General features: G+C 60.9%; 13 protein-coding genes and 1 pseudogene. 6 read left to right on the forward strand and 8 right to left on the reverse strand.

Annotation, left to right across the window (positions count from 1 at the left end; all coding sequences use genetic code 11):
• Positions 1-18: 18 nt before the first annotated feature.
• Positions 19-2,436, reverse strand: a complete 2,418-nt coding sequence (gene lon, locus ACI2KS_RS05935) for an endopeptidase La (protein WP_404618113.1) — start codon at positions 2,434-2,436, stop codon at positions 19-21.
• A gap of 267 nt (positions 2,437-2,703) precedes the next feature.
• On the opposite strand from lon, the gene ACI2KS_RS05940 reads away from it, so the two are divergent.
• The 4 genes from ACI2KS_RS05940 to ACI2KS_RS05955 are packed head-to-tail and all read left to right on the forward strand — an operon-like array spanning position 2,704 to position 7,061.
• Positions 2,704-3,375 carry a methylamine utilization protein gene (locus tag ACI2KS_RS05940; RefSeq protein ID WP_404618115.1) on the forward strand — a complete coding sequence of 224 codons (672 nt, stop codon included), beginning with the start codon at positions 2,704-2,706 and terminating at the stop codon, positions 3,373-3,375.
• Positions 3,372-5,726 (forward strand): EAL domain-containing protein, encoded by a 2,355-nt coding sequence (locus tag ACI2KS_RS05945; RefSeq protein WP_404618117.1) that lies wholly within the window; start codon positions 3,372-3,374, stop codon positions 5,724-5,726. The genes ACI2KS_RS05940 and ACI2KS_RS05945 overlap by 4 nt, the downstream gene beginning before the upstream one ends.
• A gap of 46 nt (positions 5,727-5,772) precedes the next feature.
• Positions 5,773-6,630, forward strand: a complete 858-nt coding sequence (locus tag ACI2KS_RS05950) for a DUF3034 family protein (protein ID WP_404618489.1) — start codon at positions 5,773-5,775, stop codon at positions 6,628-6,630.
• A gap of 11 nt (positions 6,631-6,641) precedes the next feature.
• Positions 6,642-7,061, forward strand: a complete 420-nt coding sequence (locus tag ACI2KS_RS05955) for a group 1 truncated hemoglobin (RefSeq protein WP_404618119.1) — start codon at positions 6,642-6,644, stop codon at positions 7,059-7,061.
• 154 nt (positions 7,062-7,215) lie between these two features.
• On the opposite strand, the gene ACI2KS_RS05960 is transcribed toward ACI2KS_RS05955, so the two are convergent.
• The 3 genes and pseudogenes from ACI2KS_RS05960 to ACI2KS_RS05970 form a co-directional block, all read right to left on the reverse strand.
• Entirely contained in the window at positions 7,216-9,636 is a 2,421-nt protein-coding gene (locus ACI2KS_RS05960; protein ID WP_404618122.1) for a glucose/quinate/shikimate family membrane-bound PQQ-dependent dehydrogenase, read from the reverse strand.
• A 128-nt stretch (positions 9,637-9,764) separates the two neighbouring features.
• Positions 9,765-11,135, reverse strand: a complete 1,371-nt coding sequence (locus ACI2KS_RS05965; RefSeq protein ID WP_404618124.1) for a carbohydrate porin — start codon at positions 11,133-11,135, stop codon at positions 9,765-9,767.
• Positions 11,136-11,562: 427 nt separating this feature from the next.
• Positions 11,563-12,153 (reverse strand): annotated as a pseudogene (locus ACI2KS_RS05970) (TonB-dependent receptor domain-containing protein); the annotation flags it as partial.
• Positions 12,154-12,242: 89 nt separating this feature from the next.
• On the opposite strand from ACI2KS_RS05970, the gene ACI2KS_RS05975 reads away from it, so the two are divergent.
• On the forward strand, positions 12,243-12,470 hold the full coding sequence (locus ACI2KS_RS05975; RefSeq protein ID WP_404618126.1) for a VF530 family DNA-binding protein: 228 nt from the start codon (positions 12,243-12,245) through the stop codon (positions 12,468-12,470).
• Between the two features lie 35 nt (positions 12,471-12,505).
• Complete coding sequence (locus tag ACI2KS_RS05980; RefSeq protein ID WP_404618128.1) at positions 12,506-13,171, forward strand: Pr6Pr family membrane protein; 666 nt, start codon at positions 12,506-12,508, stop codon at positions 13,169-13,171.
• A gap of 94 nt (positions 13,172-13,265) precedes the next feature.
• Here the strand turns inward: ACI2KS_RS05980 and ACI2KS_RS05985 are convergent, their stop codons facing one another.
• The 4 genes from ACI2KS_RS05985 to ACI2KS_RS06000 all read right to left on the reverse strand — a co-directional run bounded on the left by ACI2KS_RS05985 (position 13,266) and on the right by ACI2KS_RS06000 (position 19,298).
• Positions 13,266-14,036: a siderophore-interacting protein gene (locus ACI2KS_RS05985; protein ID WP_404618130.1), complete on the reverse strand. Its 771-nt coding sequence runs from the start codon at positions 14,034-14,036 to the stop codon at positions 13,266-13,268.
• The gene (locus ACI2KS_RS05990; protein ID WP_404618132.1) at positions 14,033-14,626 is read right to left on the reverse strand and encodes a PadR family transcriptional regulator; all 594 of its coding nucleotides are present in this window, start codon (positions 14,624-14,626) and stop codon (positions 14,033-14,035) included. The genes ACI2KS_RS05985 and ACI2KS_RS05990 overlap by 4 nt, the downstream gene beginning before the upstream one ends.
• Positions 14,627-14,828: 202 nt before the next feature.
• Complete coding sequence (locus ACI2KS_RS05995) at positions 14,829-17,954, reverse strand: transglycosylase domain-containing protein (RefSeq protein ID WP_404618134.1); 3,126 nt, start codon at positions 17,952-17,954, stop codon at positions 14,829-14,831.
• A gap of 201 nt (positions 17,955-18,155) precedes the next feature.
• A complete protein-coding gene (locus tag ACI2KS_RS06000) occupies positions 18,156-19,298 on the reverse strand; it encodes an OpgC domain-containing protein (protein WP_404618136.1) in 1,143 nt (380 codons plus the stop codon).
• Positions 19,299-19,331 lie beyond the last annotated feature (33 nt).

A 19,331-nucleotide genomic window follows, 5' to 3' on the forward strand; every position in this document is an offset into this window, starting at 1 on the left:
TGTGTATTGCCTTGGGAGTTAGAACAACACTTTCGCCACATCCGAGAAGCGTTTGGCGAAGTGCACGGTGATGCCCTCTTTGAGGTAGTCCGGCAGTTCTTCGAAATTGCCACGATTAGGCTCGGGCAAAATCAGCTCGAAAATCTTCTGCCGCCGCGCGGCGATGACCTTCTCCCGCACCCCGCCGATCGGCAGTACATGCCCGGTCAGGGTCAGTTCGCCGGTCATGGCCACGCCTTTCTTCGGCGCCTGGTTGCGTGCCAGGGAAAGCAGGGCGCTGGCCATCGTCACGCCTGCGCTCGGACCATCCTTGGGAGTGGCGCCTTCGGGCACATGCAAATGAACGAATGCCTCGTCAAAGAAGCTCTTATCGCCGCCGAACTTGGCCAGGTTGGAGCTGACATAGCTGTAGGCGATTTCGGCGGATTCCTTCATCACGTCACCCAACTGGCCGGTGAGCTTGAAACCCCGGTTGAGGGTATGAATGCGCGTGGCTTCGATGGGCAATGTCGCGCCGCCCATGCTGGTCCATGCAAGCCCGGTGATGACGCCGGTGCCGGAGAGCACTTGTTCGCTGCGAAAGACCGGCATGCCAAGGGAAGCTTCCAGATCCTTCGGCCCGATTTTTACCACGGTGTCCGGGTTTTCCAGCAGTTTGACCACTGCCTTGCGCACCAGCTTGCCCAGCTGTTTTTCCAGCTGCCGCACACCTGCTTCCCGGGCGTAGCCTTCGATAACCGCGCGCAATGCGCTGTCGCTGATGGTCAGGCTGTTTTTCGACACACCCGCTTTATTCAACTGTTTAGGCCACAGGTGACGCTTGGCGATGGCCAGTTTTTCCTCGGTGATATAGCCGGACAGGCGAATCACTTCCATACGGTCGAGCAGTGGCCCGGGGATTGAATCCAGGGTGTTGGCGGTGCAGACGAACAGGACCTTGGACAGGTCCAGGCGCAGGTCCAGGTAGTGATCGAGGAATTCGACGTTCTGTTCCGGGTCCAGGGTTTCCAGGAGTGCGGACGCCGGATCGCCCTGATAGCTCTGGCCCATCTTGTCGATCTCGTCGAGCATGATGACCGGGTTCATCACTTCCACATCCTTGAGCGCCTGCACCAGCTTGCCCGGTTGGGCGCCAATGTAGGTGCGGCGGTGGCCCTTGATTTCGGCCTCGTCACGCATGCCGCCCACGCTGAAACGATAGAACGGACGCCCCAGCGACTCGGCGATGGACTTGCCAACGCTGGTTTTACCCACGCCCGGCGGGCCGACCAGCAGGACAATGGAGCCGGCGATCTCACCTTTGTAGGCGCCTACCGCGAGGAATTCGAGAATGCGGCTCTTGATGTCATCGAGACCGGCGTGATGCTGATCGAGCACCTTGCGCGCGTGCTTGAGATCAAGCTTGTCTTCGCCATACACGCCCCACGGCACCGAGCTTGCCCAGTCCAGGTAATTACGCGTGACGGCGTATTCCGGGGAGCCGGTTTCCAGCACCGAGAGCTTGTTGATTTCTTCATCGATACGCTTGCGCGCCTGCGGCGGCAGGACTTTGCCCAGCAGGCGGTCTTCGAACTGTTCGATGTCGGCGCTGCGGTCATCCTTGGTCAGCCCCAGCTCCTGCTGGATGACCTTGAGTTGTTCCTTGAGGAAAAACTCACGCTGGTGTTCGCCGATCTTGCGGTTCACCTCGGCGGAGATTTCTTTCTGCAGGCGTGCGACTTCCACTTCCTTGCGCAGCATCGGCAGGACTTTTTCCATGCGCTTGAGCACTGGCACGCAATCGAGCACTTGCTGCAGCTCAACGCCAGTGGCGGAGGTCAGGGCAGCGGCAAAGTCGGTCAGCGGTGAAGGATCGTTGGGGCTGAAGCGGTTGAGGTAGTTTTTCAGCTCTTCGCTGTACAGCGGGTTGAGCGGCAGCAATTCCTTGATCGCGTTGATCAGGGCCATGCCGTAGGCCTTCACCTCGTCGGTCGGCTCGTTAGGCTGGTGCGGGTATTCGACCTCCACCAGGAACGGCGGGCGATGGTGCTTGAGCCAGGTCTTGATGCGCACACGGCTAAGGCCTTGGGCAACGAACTGCAGCTTGCCGTTCTCGCGGCTGGCGTGGTGCACCTTCACCAGCGTGCCATATTCGGGCAGCGCCTTGGTGTCGAAATGACGCGGGTCGTCCGGCGGCGTGTCCATGAAGAACAGCGCCAGCGAGTGATGGTCGGATTTGCTCACCAGCTCCAGGGTTTCGGCCCAGGGCTCTTCGTTGACGATGACCGGCAGGACCTGAGCCGGGAAGAAGGGGCGATTGTGGATCGGGATGATATAGACCTGATCGGGCAGATTCTGGCCGGGCAGGGCGAGGCTTTTTCGGTCTGAGCCAATGACATCGTGCTCATGATCGAGGTCATCGGACGAATGTGATGCGTCTGCTTGCTGGTCGCTCATGGGGCACCTGCATAAATGGAGATGAGGCTTAGATGGGGCAGTCGGGCTCAGGTTTCAATAGTTACGGTCGATAGCATTGAATATGGAGCCTGAAAGAAATCTATCTGTGGCCATATGCCTTCCGTCGGCGATGACGAAATGATGGCGTTATGCCTGCTTTAAAGCGTGATCTTCCGCGCTCAGACAGTTAACCTGCGCTGCAAGCTGCATGAAATTGCCAGGGCCGGCGCTGATCTCCTACCGACCACGCCGTTCTGGAACATTCGCATGACCCGTGTTGTTTCGTCGTTTCTGATGGCTGCCAGTATCCTGATCGGCAGCCTTGCCAGCGCTGCCACGTTGACCGCCGAAATCGTCGACGCCCAGGGCAAACCGTTGACCGACGCCGTATTGACCCTGCAGGGGCCTGCCGGCAAACCCGATCCTGCTCCCAAGGCGGATATGGACCAGCGCGACCAGCGTTTCGCTCCCCATGTCCTGGCAGTGCGCACGGGCACTCAGATCAAGTTCCCCAACAGCGATAACATCCGCCATCAGGTGTACTCCTTTTCTGCGGCCAAACGTTTTGAATTACGTCTATATGGCGGCACCCCGTCGGATCCTGTGCTGTTCGACAAGCCGGGGCTGGTGGTGTTGGGCTGCAATATCCACGACTGGATGCTCGGGTATGTCTACGTCACCGATGATCCCTGGTTTGGCGTGAGCGACGAAAAGGGCGCGCTGACCCTGGACTCCATGCCTGCAGGTCATTACGTAGCAACCCTGTGGCATCCGCAGGCGCCCGACATGCAGCCTGTGTCAGGCGGCGAGATCGACATTCCGGCCGCCGGCTTGCGTCAACGTTTCAGCGTTAACGTATTGCCCAAGGCTGACGACATGCCCGCAGCGCCAGCGCCCAGCGCGTTCGGCGATGCCTTTCATAAAGCCGCCCCTGAATGAAACTACGAAATAGCTTTCAGGCACGCATTGCCGGCGTGCTGATCATGCTGCTGTTGATCGTGGTCGTCGCGGTGTTTCTGGCCGTCAAGGCCGCGACCCAGGACGCTGTGCGCAAACAGGCGCAGGCGCAGCTTGAGGTCGGTACCCGAGTCTTTGAAGGCTTGCTTGAGATGCGCGGCAAACGGTTGCGCGATGCCGTGCAGCTGCTCTCCACCGATTTTGGTTTCCGCGATGCGGTGGCCTCGGCCGATTCGGCGACCATTCGTTCCGTGCTGCTGAACCATGGCGCGCGGATCAACGCCAATGACATGTTCCTGCTGGGCATGGACGGCAAGGTCCTGTCCAGCACGGTGGCGCAGATTCCCGAAGGCTCACCGTTTCCCTACACCCAGGCCCTGCGCGACCTCAAGGCCCACAACCAGTCGATGCTGATTGTGCCGTTGCAAGGCAAACCGCACCTTTTGGTGGAAAGTACGGTGCTTGCGCCATTGCCGATTGCGCGGGTGGTAATGGGCTTCAGCATGGACGACGACCTGGCGCAGGAGCTGCGCTCGCTCAGTGGCTTGCAGGTGTCGTTTCTCTCAGTGGTGCATCAATTGCCGGGGCAGATCATCAGCACCCAGCCGCAAACGCTGTATGACAGCTTGCGCGGGGTGATGCTCAGCCCGGCCAGCGGCCAGATGCAGATGACCGAGCACGCCAACCAGACATACCTCAGCAAGCGGCTGAACCTGGGCAATACCGGCGACGGCACCGGCGATCAGGTCGTGGCACTGCTGCAAAGCCCGCTCGACCAGGCGATGCAGGCCTTTGCGCCACTGGATGAAAAACTGTACTGGATCACGCTGGTGGCACTGGCCGGCTCCTTGATCGGCACCTTGCTCCTGGCGCGCAGTGTGTCGCTGCCGGTGCGCGCGCTGGCGCTGGCGGCCGAGCGCATCGGTGAGGGCGATTACACAACGCCCGTGACGCTTGAACGCAGCGATGAACTGGGGCTGCTGGCCAGCGCGATCAACTCCATGCAGAGCGGAATTGCCGAGCGCGAACAGCAGCTGGCGCACAATGCCCTGCATGACGGTCTGACCGGTTTGCCGAACCGCGCGCTGGTGATGGAGCGTCTGGGCAGTGCAATCTCCGCCCAGCGTGCGGTGGCGCTGCTGTACCTGGGTATCGACAACTTTCGCGGCATCAACGACAGCCTCGGCCCTGAAGGCGTCGAGCAGTTGCTGCAGCTCATTGGCGAACAGCTGCAATTGCCGCTGCGCCCCGGCGACACCGTGGCGCGTCTGTCCGGCCACGAATTCCTGCTGCTGGTGCAGAACGCCGAAATCGACAGCGCGGTGGCCATGGCCGACCGGCTGCAACGTCTGCTGATCAAACCGCAGCGCATAGGCGATCACGATATTTCCCTGGACGCCAGCATCGGTATCGCGGCCTATCCGGTCAACGGTGATTCGCCCTCCGAGCTGCTCAGAAGAGCGGCCATTGCGCGTCAGGATGCGGCGCAGCTGCCCGGCCGTTTGCAGGTATACGAAGATGGGCGCGACCTGATCCATCAGCGTCAGATCAGTCTGATCCGTGATTTGCGCCATGCCGCCCGTAATGGCGAACTGATGCTGCATTACCAGCCCAAGCTGGACATTCGTAACGCTTGCGTGCGCCAGGCCGAGGCGTTGCTGCGCTGGCAGCACCCGCAGTTCGGCAGTGTCTCGCCGGCGGAATTCATCGTGTTGGCCGAACGTACCGGCAGCATTCAGATCCTCACCCATTGGGTGATCGAGGAAGCGATGCGGCAGTTGGCCGAATGGGCCCGTCGTGGCCTGCATCTGCAACTCTCGGTGAACATCTCGGCCGATGACCTGCTCAGTGGCGATCTGGCGGACCGCGTGTCGAGCCTGCTCAAGCTGTACCGCGTGCCGGCCGAACAACTGATATTCGAAATCACCGAAAGCGCAGTGATGCGCGAGCCTGAGCAAGCGCTCAACGTGCTTAACCGTCTGCGTGAGTGCGGCATCAGCCTGTCGGTGGATGACTTCGGCACCGGTTACTCGTCGCTGGCTCACCTCAAGCGCTTGCCGGTTCAGGAATTGAAGATTGACCAGTCCTTCGTGCGCAATCTGGACGAAACCAGCGAGGATGCGGTAATCGTTCGTTCGACCATCGAAATGAGCCATAACCTGGGGCTCAAGGTGGTCGCCGAGGGCGTGGAGTACGAACACAGTTTGCGTCTGTTGGAACGTTGGCACTGCGATACCGCGCAGGGTTACCTGATCAGCCGTCCGCTCAATGCGGTCGCGTTTGAAGCATGGATGGCCAAGTCCCACAGCTCACCCGGCATGATGGTTCACTGATTGGTTCAAGTTTATGGCACGTAGTCTTTCGGCTGTTTTAAGCCCTATGGTGTTGGCAAGTGTCTTCGGCGGCTGGCTGGGGGCGGTGTTGCCCGTCGCGGCAGCCGATCAGGGGCGTCTGATTGCCACCGGTGGTGCCAGCAGCATCGAGGGCGGCGCTGGTGGCGGGATCATCCCCTGGGCGGTGCTTGCCGGTTATGACGAACAGGGCGAGTGGGGCGCCAACCTGTTCGCGACGCATATCAATCTGCCTGACTACACGCTGGATGTCGCCGGTATGGCCTTTTCCTACGGCAACCGCGTGGAGGTTTCGTACGCGCATCAGCGATTCGACCTCGGCTCCCTGGTCCACAAGTTAAGCCTGCCGGAAGACAACCTCACGCAGGACATTTTCGGGGTCAAGGTGCGCTTGTTCGGCGACCTGATCTACGACCGGTTGCCGCAAGTCTCGGCTGGTCTGGAGTACAAACACCAGAACGACTTTCTGATTCCGAGCCTGGTCGGCGCCCGGCGCGACGCGGACGTCGAGGGCTACCTGACCGCCAGCCGGTTGTTCATGGGCGCGGCGTTCGGCTACAACGTGGTGGTCAACGGCGGGTTGCGTTATAGCCGGGCCAACGAAACCGGATTACTGGGCTTTGGTGGCGACCGTCGGGACACCCGCAGTGTCTTGAAGGAAGGTTCGCTGGCGCTGCTGTTTAACCCGCGCTGGGCAGTGGGTCTGGAATACCGTGAAAAGCCGGATAACCTGTCGTTTGCCGGGGAGAGCAACTGGGCGGACATGTTCGTCGGCTGGTTCCCCAACAAACACGTGTCGGTGGTACTGGCCTACGCGCGTCTCGGAGAGATCGCTACGCTGGATAACCAGAACGGCACTTATCTGTCCGTACAGGGGAGCTTCTGATGATGCGGCCCATGCGCTTGGTGAGCGTCTTGTTTCTTTCCTTGCTGGTGGGTTGCGCGCAGCAGCCGGCGAAGGACGACAGTCTTTATCAGGACCTGGGGCAGCGTGCCGGCATTCAGAAAATCATCGAGGGCATGCTGCTGCACATCGCCAGGGATGAGCGGATCTACAAATATTTCGCCAAGGTCGACATCGTTCGGGTGCGTGACAAGCTGGTCGAGAAGTTTTGCGTCGAGGCCGGCGGGCCTTGCAACTATACGGGCGACACGCTGGCTGAAGCGCACAAGGGCATGAACCTCTCGCGTAGCGATTTCAACGCGTTGGTGGAGAATTTGATCGACTCGATGGACGATCAGCATATTCCGGTGCCGGTCCAGAACCGGTTGATTGCCCGGCTGGCACCGCAGCGGGGGGAAGTGATCGAGAAATAAGTGGTGCGCCTTACGGCCGGTCGCTCTTTTGGACGCTGGTTTCTGTATCTCCCCCGAACTCAGCGCCCCAAAACGCACCCACAAAAAAAGGCGATCACCTCACGGTGACCGCCTTTCTTTTTTACTGAACTACCTCAAAGCGTGCGCTAGCCAATCACTCCGCCAGCTTGTACGCAATGATGTAGTCACCCATGCGGGTGCCCAGCGAGCCATGGCCGCCGGCGACGATCAGCACGTATTGCTTGCCGTCCTTGCCGGTGTAGGTCATTGGCGTGGCCTGGCCGCCTGCTGGCAGACGTCCGGCGAACAGCTCTTTACCGGTCTTGACGTCGTAGGCGCGCAGGTACTGGTCCAGGGTACCGGCCAGGAAGCCGACGCCGCCAGCGGTTACCATCGAACCACCCATGCTCGGTACGCCGACTGGCAAGCCGATAGGCACTGGCGTGTTGTCACGGCTGGTGCCGTTCTTGTGCTTCCAGATCACCTGGTTGGTGGTCAGGTCGACAGCGGCAACGTTACCCCACGATGGCGCCTGGCACGGCATACCCAGCTGCGACATCAATGGATGCATGATCACCGCGTACGGTGCACCCGCATTTGGCTGCACGCCGCTGGTTTCGCTTTCACGCTTGCTGCCGGCTTCCACTTGGGCGCGGGGCACCAGCTTGGAGACGAACGCCATGTAGTTGGGGCTGGTGAACATCAGCTGACGAACCGGATCGACCGATACGGCGCCCCAGTTGAACACACCGACGTTGCCCGGATAGATGATGCTGCCCTGCTCGGACGGAGGGGTGTACTGACCTTCGTAGCGCAGCTCCTTGAACTGGATGCGGCACAGCATCTGGTCGAACGCAGTAGCGCCCCACATGGATTTTTCAGTCAGTTCCGGCGGCAGCATGTTCAGTTGCGAACGTGCCTGAGTCGGCGACGTGCGATCACCTTTGGCAGCACCGGTCGGTACAGGCACTTCGTCGATCGGTACGATCGGTGTGCCGTCACGACGGTCGAGCACATACAGGCTGCCCTGCTTGGTCGGCTGAATCACGGCAGGCTTGACGCCATCCTTGGTCTTCAGATTGACCAGCGTAGGCTGGCTCGGTACGTCCATGTCCCACAGGTCATGGTGAGTGAACTGGTAGTTCCAGCGCACCTTGCCGGTGTTGACGTCCAGGGCCACCAGACCTGCGCTGAATTTCTCGGCGCCAGGGGTGCGGTCACCGCCGTACTGGTCAGGCATCTGGTTGCCCAGAGGCAGGAATACCAGGCCCAGTTTCTCGTCGACGCTGGCCAGCGACCACATGTTCGGCGCGTTGCGCGAGTAGAACTGGCCGGCAGCGATCGGTGCGGTAGCGTCCGGGTTGTTCGGGTCCCAGTTCCACACCAGGCGACCGTCGTGCACGTCATAGGCGCGGATCACGCCCGATGGCTCGTTGGTCGACTCGTTGTCGGTAACGTGGCCACCGATGATGATCAGGTTACGCGTGATCGCAGCCGGCGAGGTGGCGTAGTAGCCGCCCGGGGTGAACGGGCCGATGTTGGCGCGCAGGTCGACGGCGCCTTTGTTGGCGAAGTCTTCGCAGACTTTACCGGTGTCGGCGTTCAGCGCGATCAGGCGAGCATCGGCAGTGGGCAGGTACAAGCGGCGCGGGCAGGCCGAGGCGATTGCAGTGCCGGCAGCCGACAGTGCGGCGGCAGGGGCGCCAACGTCGGATTTGGCGTACGCCGCTTCGTCGTAGTACGACACGCCACGGCAAGTCATGTGCGCCCAACCGGTGAAGTTCTTGGCGCCTTCTTTGGAGATCTGCGGGTCGTACGACCAGATCGTCTTGCCGGTGTCAGGATCCAGCGCCAGCACCTTGCTGTGCGGCGTACAGGCATAGACCATGCCGTTGACCTTGAGCGGGGTGTTCTCGTTGGTCAGCTCCACCGGGTCTTCTGCGGTGGGCAGATCGCCAGTGCGGATGCGCCAGGCTTCTTGCAGCTTGCCGACGTTTGCCGGGGTGATCTGCTTGAGCGGCGAGTAGCGATTGCCATGCTCGGAGCGACCATACGCTTGCCAGTCACCCTCGGGCATCGGCTGCGGATCATAGGCCACGCCTGCGTCATCGCGGTCCAGCGTGCCTTTGATTTCACCGGGGCTGGTGAACTGACTGGCCAGCGCCGTCAGACCTGCCAACACCACGGCGATGCTCAGTGCCACGGTGGGCATGCCACCAGGCTGACCGCGCAGCACAGGGCGGCGGAACCATGGCAGGAGCATGACGATACCCAGGACGAACCACAGCGACAGCCGCGGCACCAACTGCCACCAGTCCAGGCCGACTTCCCACAGCGCCCAGATCGTGCTCGCGAACAGCACCAGGGCGAACAGACCCAGCGCCGAACGACGGCCCATGATCAGCAGCACACCGGTGATGAAGAAGCCGATACCGGTCAGCAGGTAATACAGCGACCCGCCCAGTGTCAGCAGTTTGATACCCCCGGCCAGCAAGGCCAGGCCCATGATCAGAATCACCAGCCCGAGCAAGCTCGGTAGCAGGCGACCCTTACCGAAAGCACCGTCAGTGCTCATAGTGTCGTACTCCGTAACGTTTAAGTGGTTGACGCTAGTCCCTTCGTAGCGCGGGGGGCTTGAGGCTTTGAAGCCATGCCCTCGACGCTAGTTCCTCAAAGGGGATACAGAAAGATCAATAAAGCCGATCAGAACGAAGACTGGATCTTCAATCCCGCCACCAGGGCGTCATCGACCTGATTCACCCCGCCCGGATGGCGGATGAACTGCAGATTGGGGCGAACGGTGAGCCAGTTGGTCACGTGAACCCCGTAGTAGAGCTCTGCGTTGTATTCGGTGTCCTGCACCGGGAGGAAGGCCGGATCGTTGTAATCGGAGACGCCCTGTGCCTGATTGCGCAGGTTGATGTTCTTGCGATACGCCGGATTGACATGAATCCGGCTGACCGCAAGTCCTATGTCATCCTGGGCGCGGGCATCGAACGGACCCTTGTAGGTCATGCCAAGCGCGACAAAGTTGTCGATCATGTTGGTTTTCTTGTCATGCACGGTGCCGTTGGCGAACAGGCTCAGGCCGCGAGCGTTGTCGCTGGCCAGGCTGGTCACTTGCTGGCGAAGGGTCAGCCACATGCCGTGTTTGCTCGACGAGGAGGCGTAATCGTCGCCGCTCAGCGCTGCATAACGACCGTTGCTGTCCTTGTAGACATCGCTGCTGTCGGCGGTGCTGTAGTAATAGCCGACGCGGTATTCGCCGGGCAGCTCATTGACCTTCGGCGACCAGACCAGCTCCACCGGCAGGACTGCACCTTGAGTGCCGCTGCCACTGAGCTTGAACGCGTTGTCGTTTTCCAGATTCGACGGGTTCTGCTCGAACGCGCCGACCTGCACGAACAGCTCCGGGTTGATCTGGTATTTGACGCGCATCGCCCATTGGCTGATCGGCCAGTTGTACCAGATGCCGCCACCCCAGTTGCCGACCTGCGAGCCGCAGAACGCCAGGTTCTGGAAGTCGCAGGGGAAGGTGTTGAAGTCTTCCCCTTCATTGAAACGACCGACTTTGACGCTCAGTGCCTGGTCGAAGAATTTCTGCTGATACCACATGTCCGTCAGGCGCGTGACGTTGCCGCGGCCCCAGACCTCCTGTGATGAGGAGATGGTGCCGACGCGCGGATCGGAAACGCGGTCGTTGCTGATGTTGTCGCCATTGCGATTGGTCAGCGTCAGCTGAAATTCAGCGTCATGCCAGCCAAGGATCTTCTGCAGGTCCATGTGCGCGCCGAGGGCGAACTGGTCGCTGTAGCGGGTGGCCTTGTCGTGGTTGTAACCGCCGTGCAGGTTCGAGCCCACTTCCACGACCGAGTCGAGCTTGAAGTCGTAACCCTGTTGCGAAAGCTCACTGCGCTTGCCGCCCCAATCCCCCAGCATCCACGGTGATTCACTGTCGAAGGCAGGCGCCGCATGAGCGCATGTCGCCATGCCCAGGGCAGCCAGGCCAAGCGCTGCTGCTGGACTGAATACGGTGTGAGCCCGGAGGGCTGAACGTTTCGGATGATTTGGCATAAGGCAGTGAGTTCTTTTCGAGTTATTTGAGAGCAAAGGAAAACGCCGCTCGCCGCGCTTTCGAAGGCGCTTGGCAAGGTCTTGAATAATGAACGGAATAATCGATTCAGCGTTTAAGGCGGCGATGATAGGGCCCTAACGATCTTTTAAAAAGCCGAGATTGCGACATGAATAGTTGCCGCATCGGTAATAGTGAGGCAATCGTGGGGTAGCGCTATCCCTTAGTGTTTATATGGGATGCGCGGTTTGTCTGGCTTTGAATGGAGGGAGCGACCATTACGTTGGGCGTATAGATGAATGTTCAGCGTCAGACGCAGTGGTGTAGGAACCGGCTCGCTGGGGAAAGTGCTGGTCAGAGACAACTACGTTGCCTGACACATTTTCCCCCGGCGAGCCGGCTCTGTAAGCGCGGTAGGTGACAGCTTGATCAGAAGGCTTGAAACGTCGTCCTCAATCCCAGCTCAACGCTCCGTCCCGCTGCCGGGGCAATATCGCGCAGGATCGAGCTGGCGTAGCGCACGGTCTGATTGGTCAGGTTCTCGCCATTGACGAACGCCAGCCACTGACTGCCGCCCAGCTTGAATGTGTAGCCGGCACTGGCGCCCAGGGTGGTGTAGCCGTCGGTGCCGGTTTCGTTGGCGGGTACCCGGCCCTGAGAGGCGGCGTGTTGGACATCGACTCGTCCCTGCCACTTGTCCAGTTCCCATAGCCGTCCACTGTTCAGACGCAGCGGGGCAATGCGGGGCAGGGCTTCACCGGTGTCCAGGTTGGTGGCGCGGGTATAGCCGCCCGACAGCTCCAGCGCCAGGCTGGCGTAGCGGTTTTTGCCCAGTTTCCAATGATCCTGCGCCTCGAACCCGGCAAAGCGTGCGCGCTCGCCGGAGTAGGTGTATTCCGGGATGCCGTCCGGGTCCACGCGGGTTTCCGGGCGCCCGCCCAAACTCAGTTTCAGGCGATCGGTGGCCTGCAATTCTTCAAGAATGAACAGGGCGCCGGCGTCGGTATCGGTCTGCGGCAGGGTCATCTAAACTCTTCACACTCATCGGTTGCTCCGCTAAGGTGCGCACCTCGCGAGAACCTCGCCCCACCCCGTGCAAAAGGCCTGGCATGACCACAACCAACAACAATCCGCTGCATGGCGTGACGCTGGAGCAGATCCTCAATGCGCTGGTCGAGCACTACCAATGGTCGGGGCTGGCCGAGCGCATCGACATTCGTTGTTTCAAGAGCGATCCGAGCATCAAGTCGAGCCTGACGTTCCTGCGCAAGACGCCATGGGCACGGGAGAAGGTCGAATCGTTGTACGTGAAACTTGCTCGCAGCAAGCGCGAGTGATCGGGCCACGTTCGAACGTTGACAGAGACTGACGGATGCACAGCCAAATGCCGCCACTGGCGCCGCAACAGCGCCGTTACGCCACGCTTGGCGCGCTGCTTGGCTGGTTTGCGCTGGCGGTCCAGCTTTATTTGATTCTGTGGGGACGCTGGGTCGATCAAGCGAGTCTGATGGGCGGTCTGGTGCGTTTTTTCAGCTTCTTCACGGTGCTGACCAACACCCTGGTGGCGGTGGCCTTCACGTGTGCAATCAAAGACCGCCACTCTGCGGGCCATCGATTTTTCAGATCACCCGTGGTCTGCGCAGGCATCGCCACCAGCATCGTGCTGGTGAGCCTGGCCTACAACCTGCTGCTGCGCAATCTGTGGAGCCCGCAGGGCTGGCAATGGCTGGCCGACGGCTTGCTGCACGAGGTCATGCCGGTGGCATTTCTCGCCTACTGGTGGCGGTATCTGCGCAAAGGCCTGCTGAGTTTCAGGCATGTGTTGTGGTGGATGCTTTACCCGGCGTTGTACTTCGCCTGGCTGCTGCTTCGCGGCAATGTGCTGGGCGATTACCTGTATCCGTTTCTGGACATCGGCACGTTGGGTGTGGCGAAGGCGCTGATGAACGCCTTCGGGGTGTTGGCGGGGTTTGTCGGGATCGGATTGGTGATCGTCGTGGTTGATAAGGGCATGGCTCGCCGGATATCAAACCAGTAGGAGTGAGCTTGCTCGCGATGCGTAGGGTCGGTCACCCACATGTATATGATCCGGCGCTATCGCGAGCAAGCTCACTCCTACAAAGGAGGTTACTTCATTGCTCGTCCGAACCGTCCAGGCGCCAGTAGCCGGCGGCCTTGACCGCTGCTTCATCGAGCTTGAATTCATCTAGCAGCACTCGTCGAACCTTGCGCGACAAGGCCGACTCGGTCGCGACCCAGGCATACAGGCTACCTTCCGGCAGCTTCAGTCGGCGGGTCGCTTCCAGCAGGTCTTGCTCGCCACGCACGACCCACACCACCTCGAGCTGCGCGTCACTTGCCAGCGCCTGCCGCTCGGCATCGTCCTGGATTTCCACCACCACCAGCGCGCGGCGGTTGCCCGGGAGTTCTTCCAGGCGCCGGGCAATGGCGGGCAGGGCGGTCTCGTCGCCGATCAACAGATAACTGTCGAACATGTCCGGTACGATCATCGAGCCACGCGGCCCGGCGATATGCAGGAACTGTCCGACCTGGGCCTGAGCCGCCCAGGTCGCCGCAGGGCCGTCGCCATGCAGGACGAAATCGATGTCCAGTTCGCCCGACTGCGCATCGTAGCGGCGCGGGGTGTAGTCACGCATGGCCGGGCGCGGACCTTCTACGTTCGGGCCGGGCACGAAGTTGTCCAGCGCCGCTTGTTCTTCTGGCGTGGTGGCGAACAACAGTTTGACGTGGTCATCGGTCCCCAGGCTGATGAAGCCGGTCAGATCCGGGCCATTGAGGGTGATGCGGCGCATGCGCGGGGTGATGTCGGTGATCCGCAGCACCTGCAGTTTGCGTCGTTTGATTTCGTGGCTGACACGATGAATCGATTGCTGTGAATTCATACGGACTTCTCCGACCGATTGTGTGGGCCATCGACGATGGCTTTGGCTGTTTCGTTCAGCAGATCGCGCACCCGGGTGATTTCCTCGGCGCTCCAGCGACCGTGATGCATTTGCAGGGCGTGGCGCAGGTTGTGCACGGCCTCATGAATTTCCGGCGGACGATCGTGGCCACGCAATGACCGCTTGCTGACGTCGATACGCATCTTCACGCCATCCAGGGCAACGGCCTGTTCAACCAGAGACTGCTGGCCGGCAGCGGTGATCTGGTAGCGCTTTTTGCCGCCCTCGGCATCGCCTGCAATCAACTCGCTCTCCTCAAGGAACGTCAGCGTCGGATAAATCACACCGGGGCTGGGGCTGTAGGCGCCATCGAATAGCGCTTCGATCTGGCGGATCAGGTCATAGCCATGGCAAGGCTGATCGGCGATCAGGGCCAGCAGCAGCAGCTTCAGGTCGCCTGGGGCGAATACCCGAGGCCCGCGTCCACCGCGTTCGCGGCCTGTGCGTTTTTCAAAACCATCGCGACCGTCGCCATGGTCACCGAAGTGAGGGCGATGGTGATGGGGGTGATCGTGTGAGTGGTCTCTCATCTTTCTTCGTCTCCTGTGCAAGTTAGATATACCTTAAGATATATCTTATAAAGATTTCAAGACGTGACAAGACGAACGGTTCTCGTTTGGAACTCGTGATGACACGGGATTTGGTCATTTGCGGCCGCGCGGCTGGCGGGTGGCAGTGGCTGAAAAGGCCATCGCCGGCAAGCTTTGCTGCTAATGCGGCAGCGGCCAGCCGTTAAAGCGAACGGCTTGCCACTTGGGCCGCCGCGGGCGCCTTGCACTGGGTATAAGTACCTGGCTCAAGGTAGGGATTGAGAAGCGGCGCCATGCCTTTGAGCACCTGCACCGGCAAGGCCGAGGTGAACTTGAAGCTTTCGGCGGCGCGGCCCGGGACATAGGCCGTCAGCGTGCCGTAATGGTTATCGCCGATATAGAACACGAACGTCGCCGTGCGGTTGATGGCCTTGGAGGCCAGCATGCGCCCGCCCGAGCCGAAGCTCTCGATGCGGTTGTCCCCGGTGCCGGTCTTGCCGCCCATGGCCAGCGCTGTGCCGTCCTGCAACCTGAAGCTGCCCGACACGCGCCGCGCCGTTCCCGCGTCCACAACCTGCGACAACGCTTCACGCATGGCTGCCGCCACCTCCGATGGCAGCACCCGTTTGCCCAGCTCGGGGTTGTTGTTCAGCAGCGTGTCGTAAGGCGTGTCGGCCGCGAAGTGCAAACTGTCGATGCGCAACACCGGCAGCCGAATCCCGTCGTTCTGGATGATTCCGATCAACTCGGCCAAGGCCGCTGGACGGTCGCCGGAGCTGCCGATAGCGGTCGCCAACGAAGGGACCAGATGGTCGAACGGATAGCCCAGACGCTGCCAACGCTGGTGGATCTCGAGAAAGGCTTCGATCTCCAGCATCGTGCGGATCCGGTTGTCGCGCGCGCTCTTGTGCCGGCTCTTGAACAGCCAGCTGTACACCTCCTGGCGCTCGAAACGACTGGCAGCCACGGCTTCCTTGAACTTCGCATCGGGGTTTTGCAGCAGGTAGCCCACCAGCCACAGGTCCAGCGGATGCACGCGGGCGACATAGCCCTGATCCGGCAGGTCGAACTTGCCCGGACCGTAGGCGTAGTAGAGATCGTCGAGGCGTTTTTCATTCAAGGGTGGCTGGGTCTTGTCGACCACCACATGCGCGCGAACGAACGCGTTGAAGGCACTCTGGCTGGCATTGGGCAACAGGTAGCGGTGCACCGCCGCCAGGCGGCTGGCGGAAGGATGCACGCCATCGAGAAACGTATCGAGCCGGTCCTGCGTGGTCTTGTTCTTGTAGCGTTTCCAGAAGCGCAGCAGAAAGGAGGTCCCCTCTCGGTCGGCAAAATCCGCCAGGTACTCCTGTCGTCTCGGGTTGCTGTCATCCTTGAGCAGTACTGCGCTGTTGTCCGGACCCTGATAGCTGATGTAGCGCACCACATCGCGCATCAGGCGAATGAACGGCAGGTTGATCGACTCCCGCAACGCGTCGCGCAAGGTGGGATTGCGCTCGTTGTCTTCGCGGCGGAAGTTATTGAAATGATGCATGCCGCCACCGGTGAAAAAGTTCTCGCCGGGACTTGCCGAATATTTGCGGTCCAGCGCTGCGGCAAGCATTTTCGACAGATCGCGATCGTTGTTCTGGATCAGGTAATCCAGGGCCCAGCGCGTCAGCCGGTCGGGCTCTTCGACGGGGACTTTCTTGAGCTCGGCATTACTCATCGCGGCGTACTTGTCGTGGATCTCTGAAATGATCTGCAGGTACGTGGTCAGCACCCGCATCTTGGCGGTGGAGCCAAGCTCCAGCTTGCTGCCTTCGTTGATATCAAAAGGCTGATCGGTGCTGTCGGTCTGCACCCGCACCCGGGAGCCGTCGGCGTCGCGTTCGAACAGGGTGAAGCTGTAGCGCACCGCCTGGGTGCTGGCCGGTGTCAGCAGATGCTCGCCCAGCAGTCCGAGTTTACCGGCGTATTCGGGATTGGCCAGATCACGTAGATACTGCCCAACGCTGGTCTGCAGATCGTCTTGCAGGGTGCTGGTGGCCGACAGATCGAGGCGATCGAGGTCGTAAAGCGGCCGGTCGAGCATGTTCGACAGGCGGGTACGGGCGACGGTGATGCCCTTGGTGGTCTCGATGGGTTGCATTGTCGGCTGCTGCACCCAGTCGCGATAGGTCACCGTGGCGGCGAGGGCTGCGTCGGCCAGCGATGCATCGATCACCTGGTTCTGCGCCAGCACCCGGATATGACTGTCAGTAAGGTCCGCCAGCTCCTGACGCCCTTTGGCCAGGTAATGCGAAGGCCGTCGCTGGGCGATCACCAACGACAGCACCTCACGCAGGGCCAGGCCCTGTGCAGCCAGGGTTCTGGCGTCCTTGGCGGGCATGGCGAGCAGTTGATTGGTGCGATCAAAGTCCGCGCCGTACCAGACCCGTAATCCTTCTGCCATGCCATGCACCTCGCCATGCCCCGGCACGGCCGAGAGCGGCACGCTGTTGAGGTAGTCGCGCACCACGCGCTGGCGCGCCTCAAGGGTCTGCGCCCCAGGCTGGTAGGCGCGCACGCTGGCCGAAATCATCTGGCGGATCTTCTCGCCACCGGATTGCGTCAGCCCATCAGGCGAGTGACGGTACTTCTCCAACTGCGTGGCCAGGGTGCTGCCGCCAGCCGACTGCCCCGGCAAGCCCACCAGCTTGGCCACCTGTGACACCGCCGCCTTGAGAAAACGCGGCCAGTCCACCGCAGGGTTGGCCAGCGGCTGGCGCACATTCAGCAGATCGCGGTTCTCGATGAACAGCAGGCTGTTGACCACCACGGGCGGGATCGAAGCGAAAGTCGGGTACAGCTGCTGCGGGTAGGTGAACTGATAGAGCGCGTCGCCCCGGCAGTCGGAGATGGTCAGACCGGACTGGCTTTTTTCCTGATAAGGCACGAAAAAGCCACGTTTGGCGTAAGCCAGCAGCTCGGGGGAGAATTGCGCTTGTTCGGTTATGCGATAGTCGCGCTTGAGCAGGCGGGGCAGAAACTCACCCAGGGCGGAGTAGCCCAGGCGTTTGTCGAAGGGGCCATCACCCGGGAACACAATGGCTTCGCTGGCGCCGGCTTCGACGGTGTAGTTCAGATCACGGGCCAGTTGGGTGAATTCGCGAGCCTGCAACCTGGAACTGCGAATTTCCGAGGAGACGGCAAAACCCAGGATCACCAGCCCCATCAGCACCACCACCAACAGCCCGCGCCACAGATACCCTCTGCGGCGTGGACGTGCAGGCATTGGAACGTCCCCCTGGCTGTCAGCCTTGACCGCAGCCTTTTTTTCCTCGGAATCCCACAAAGCGCCCATATCGTTGGCCCGGTTAAACCTGTTAATCGCACCTGACTACAAGCTTAGACGCTGGGCGGGGCTGGGGGAGAAATTGTGAGCCGGGGACGCGGCCTGTGCGGCCTGTGCGGCTGTACTTTCGCTGTGACAGCGCGCCTTGCGGCGCTGACGTGCGCCAGGTCGCGGCCGCTGGCAGGCCGTTGCGCTACACCAAGGCCAGACTCAAACCCTCACCGCTCGCGGCACTTTAGGCGTCCCGAAGCGCTTGTTCAGCTCCAGCCAGTTGGACAGCAGCAGCATCAAGCCCAGGCCCAGCAGGGCTGTGATGATGCGCATCTGCCAGGCATCGTTGGAAAGGGCGTTGACCATATCGGCCAGCGGGGCGAGCAGCACGCCGAGACAGAAGATTTCCAGTGAGTAACGGCCCATGCGACAGGTCTGCTGGGCGGGCCAGTTGTCGAGCCAGGCATGGGTCGGCGGCAGCAGTCTGGCCACGACGTAGACCAGCGCGATGAAGTGCAGCAGGCGCAAGGGCGAGAGGTTGGTCTTGTCGATTGGATAGATCAGCTCGCTGATGGCCTTAGGCATCAACGCATCATGCAGTTCCGGGAACTTCCACGAGAAGGTAAGAGTGCCGGCGACCAGCATGTACAGCGCCGCGATCAAGAAGACCGGTTGCTGCCACAGCGGCCTGGGGCGCGCGCGGGGGGTGGCAGGCAGCTGGGTGTACATGGCAAAGGCGCCGCCAAGGACGAAGATCAACTGCCAGGCCACGGGGTTGAAATACCAGTAGCCACCGCCTTCGTAGGCCGGCAGGTTCCAGCCGAACAGGGGAACCATCATGTAGAGCGAGAAGGACAGACCCACAGCGACCGCGGCATTGCGCAGCATGATCGGCAGGATCAGCGGCAAGGCGCCCATCAGCAGGATATACAGCGGCAGCGGGTCGGTGAGATTGGGCTTGAAGCGCAGCAACAGCTCGTCAGCCAAGGCCTGTTGCGGATTGCCGACAAAATACTCGAGGCCCATCTCGCGCACCATGTCGCGGGTTTCGATGTGGTTATTGGCGACGAAGATAATGCCCATCAGCAACGTCAGGAGAAAGATATGGGCGACGTACAACACCCAGGTGCGGCGCAGGATCCGCAGGCACGCGACCCAGAAACCTTCCCGGGCAACGACGCGTCCATAGGCCATCACGGCGGCGTAACCGGCGAGGAAGACAAAAACTTCGGCAGCATCGCTGAAGCCGAAATTGCGCAAGGTCAGTTGCGCAAACGGATTGTCCGGTACGTGATCCCAAAAAATGAAGATCAGCGCCAAACCTCGAAAGAAGTCGATTCGATGGTCGCGTCCGTTCGTCATGACGGTGGGCTCTTGCAAGTCTGTTTAAAGAAG

The sequence above is a fragment of the Pseudomonas sp. NPDC087358 genome, from assembly GCF_044900785.1.
GTDB lineage: Bacteria > Pseudomonadota > Gammaproteobacteria > Pseudomonadales > Pseudomonadaceae > Aquipseudomonas.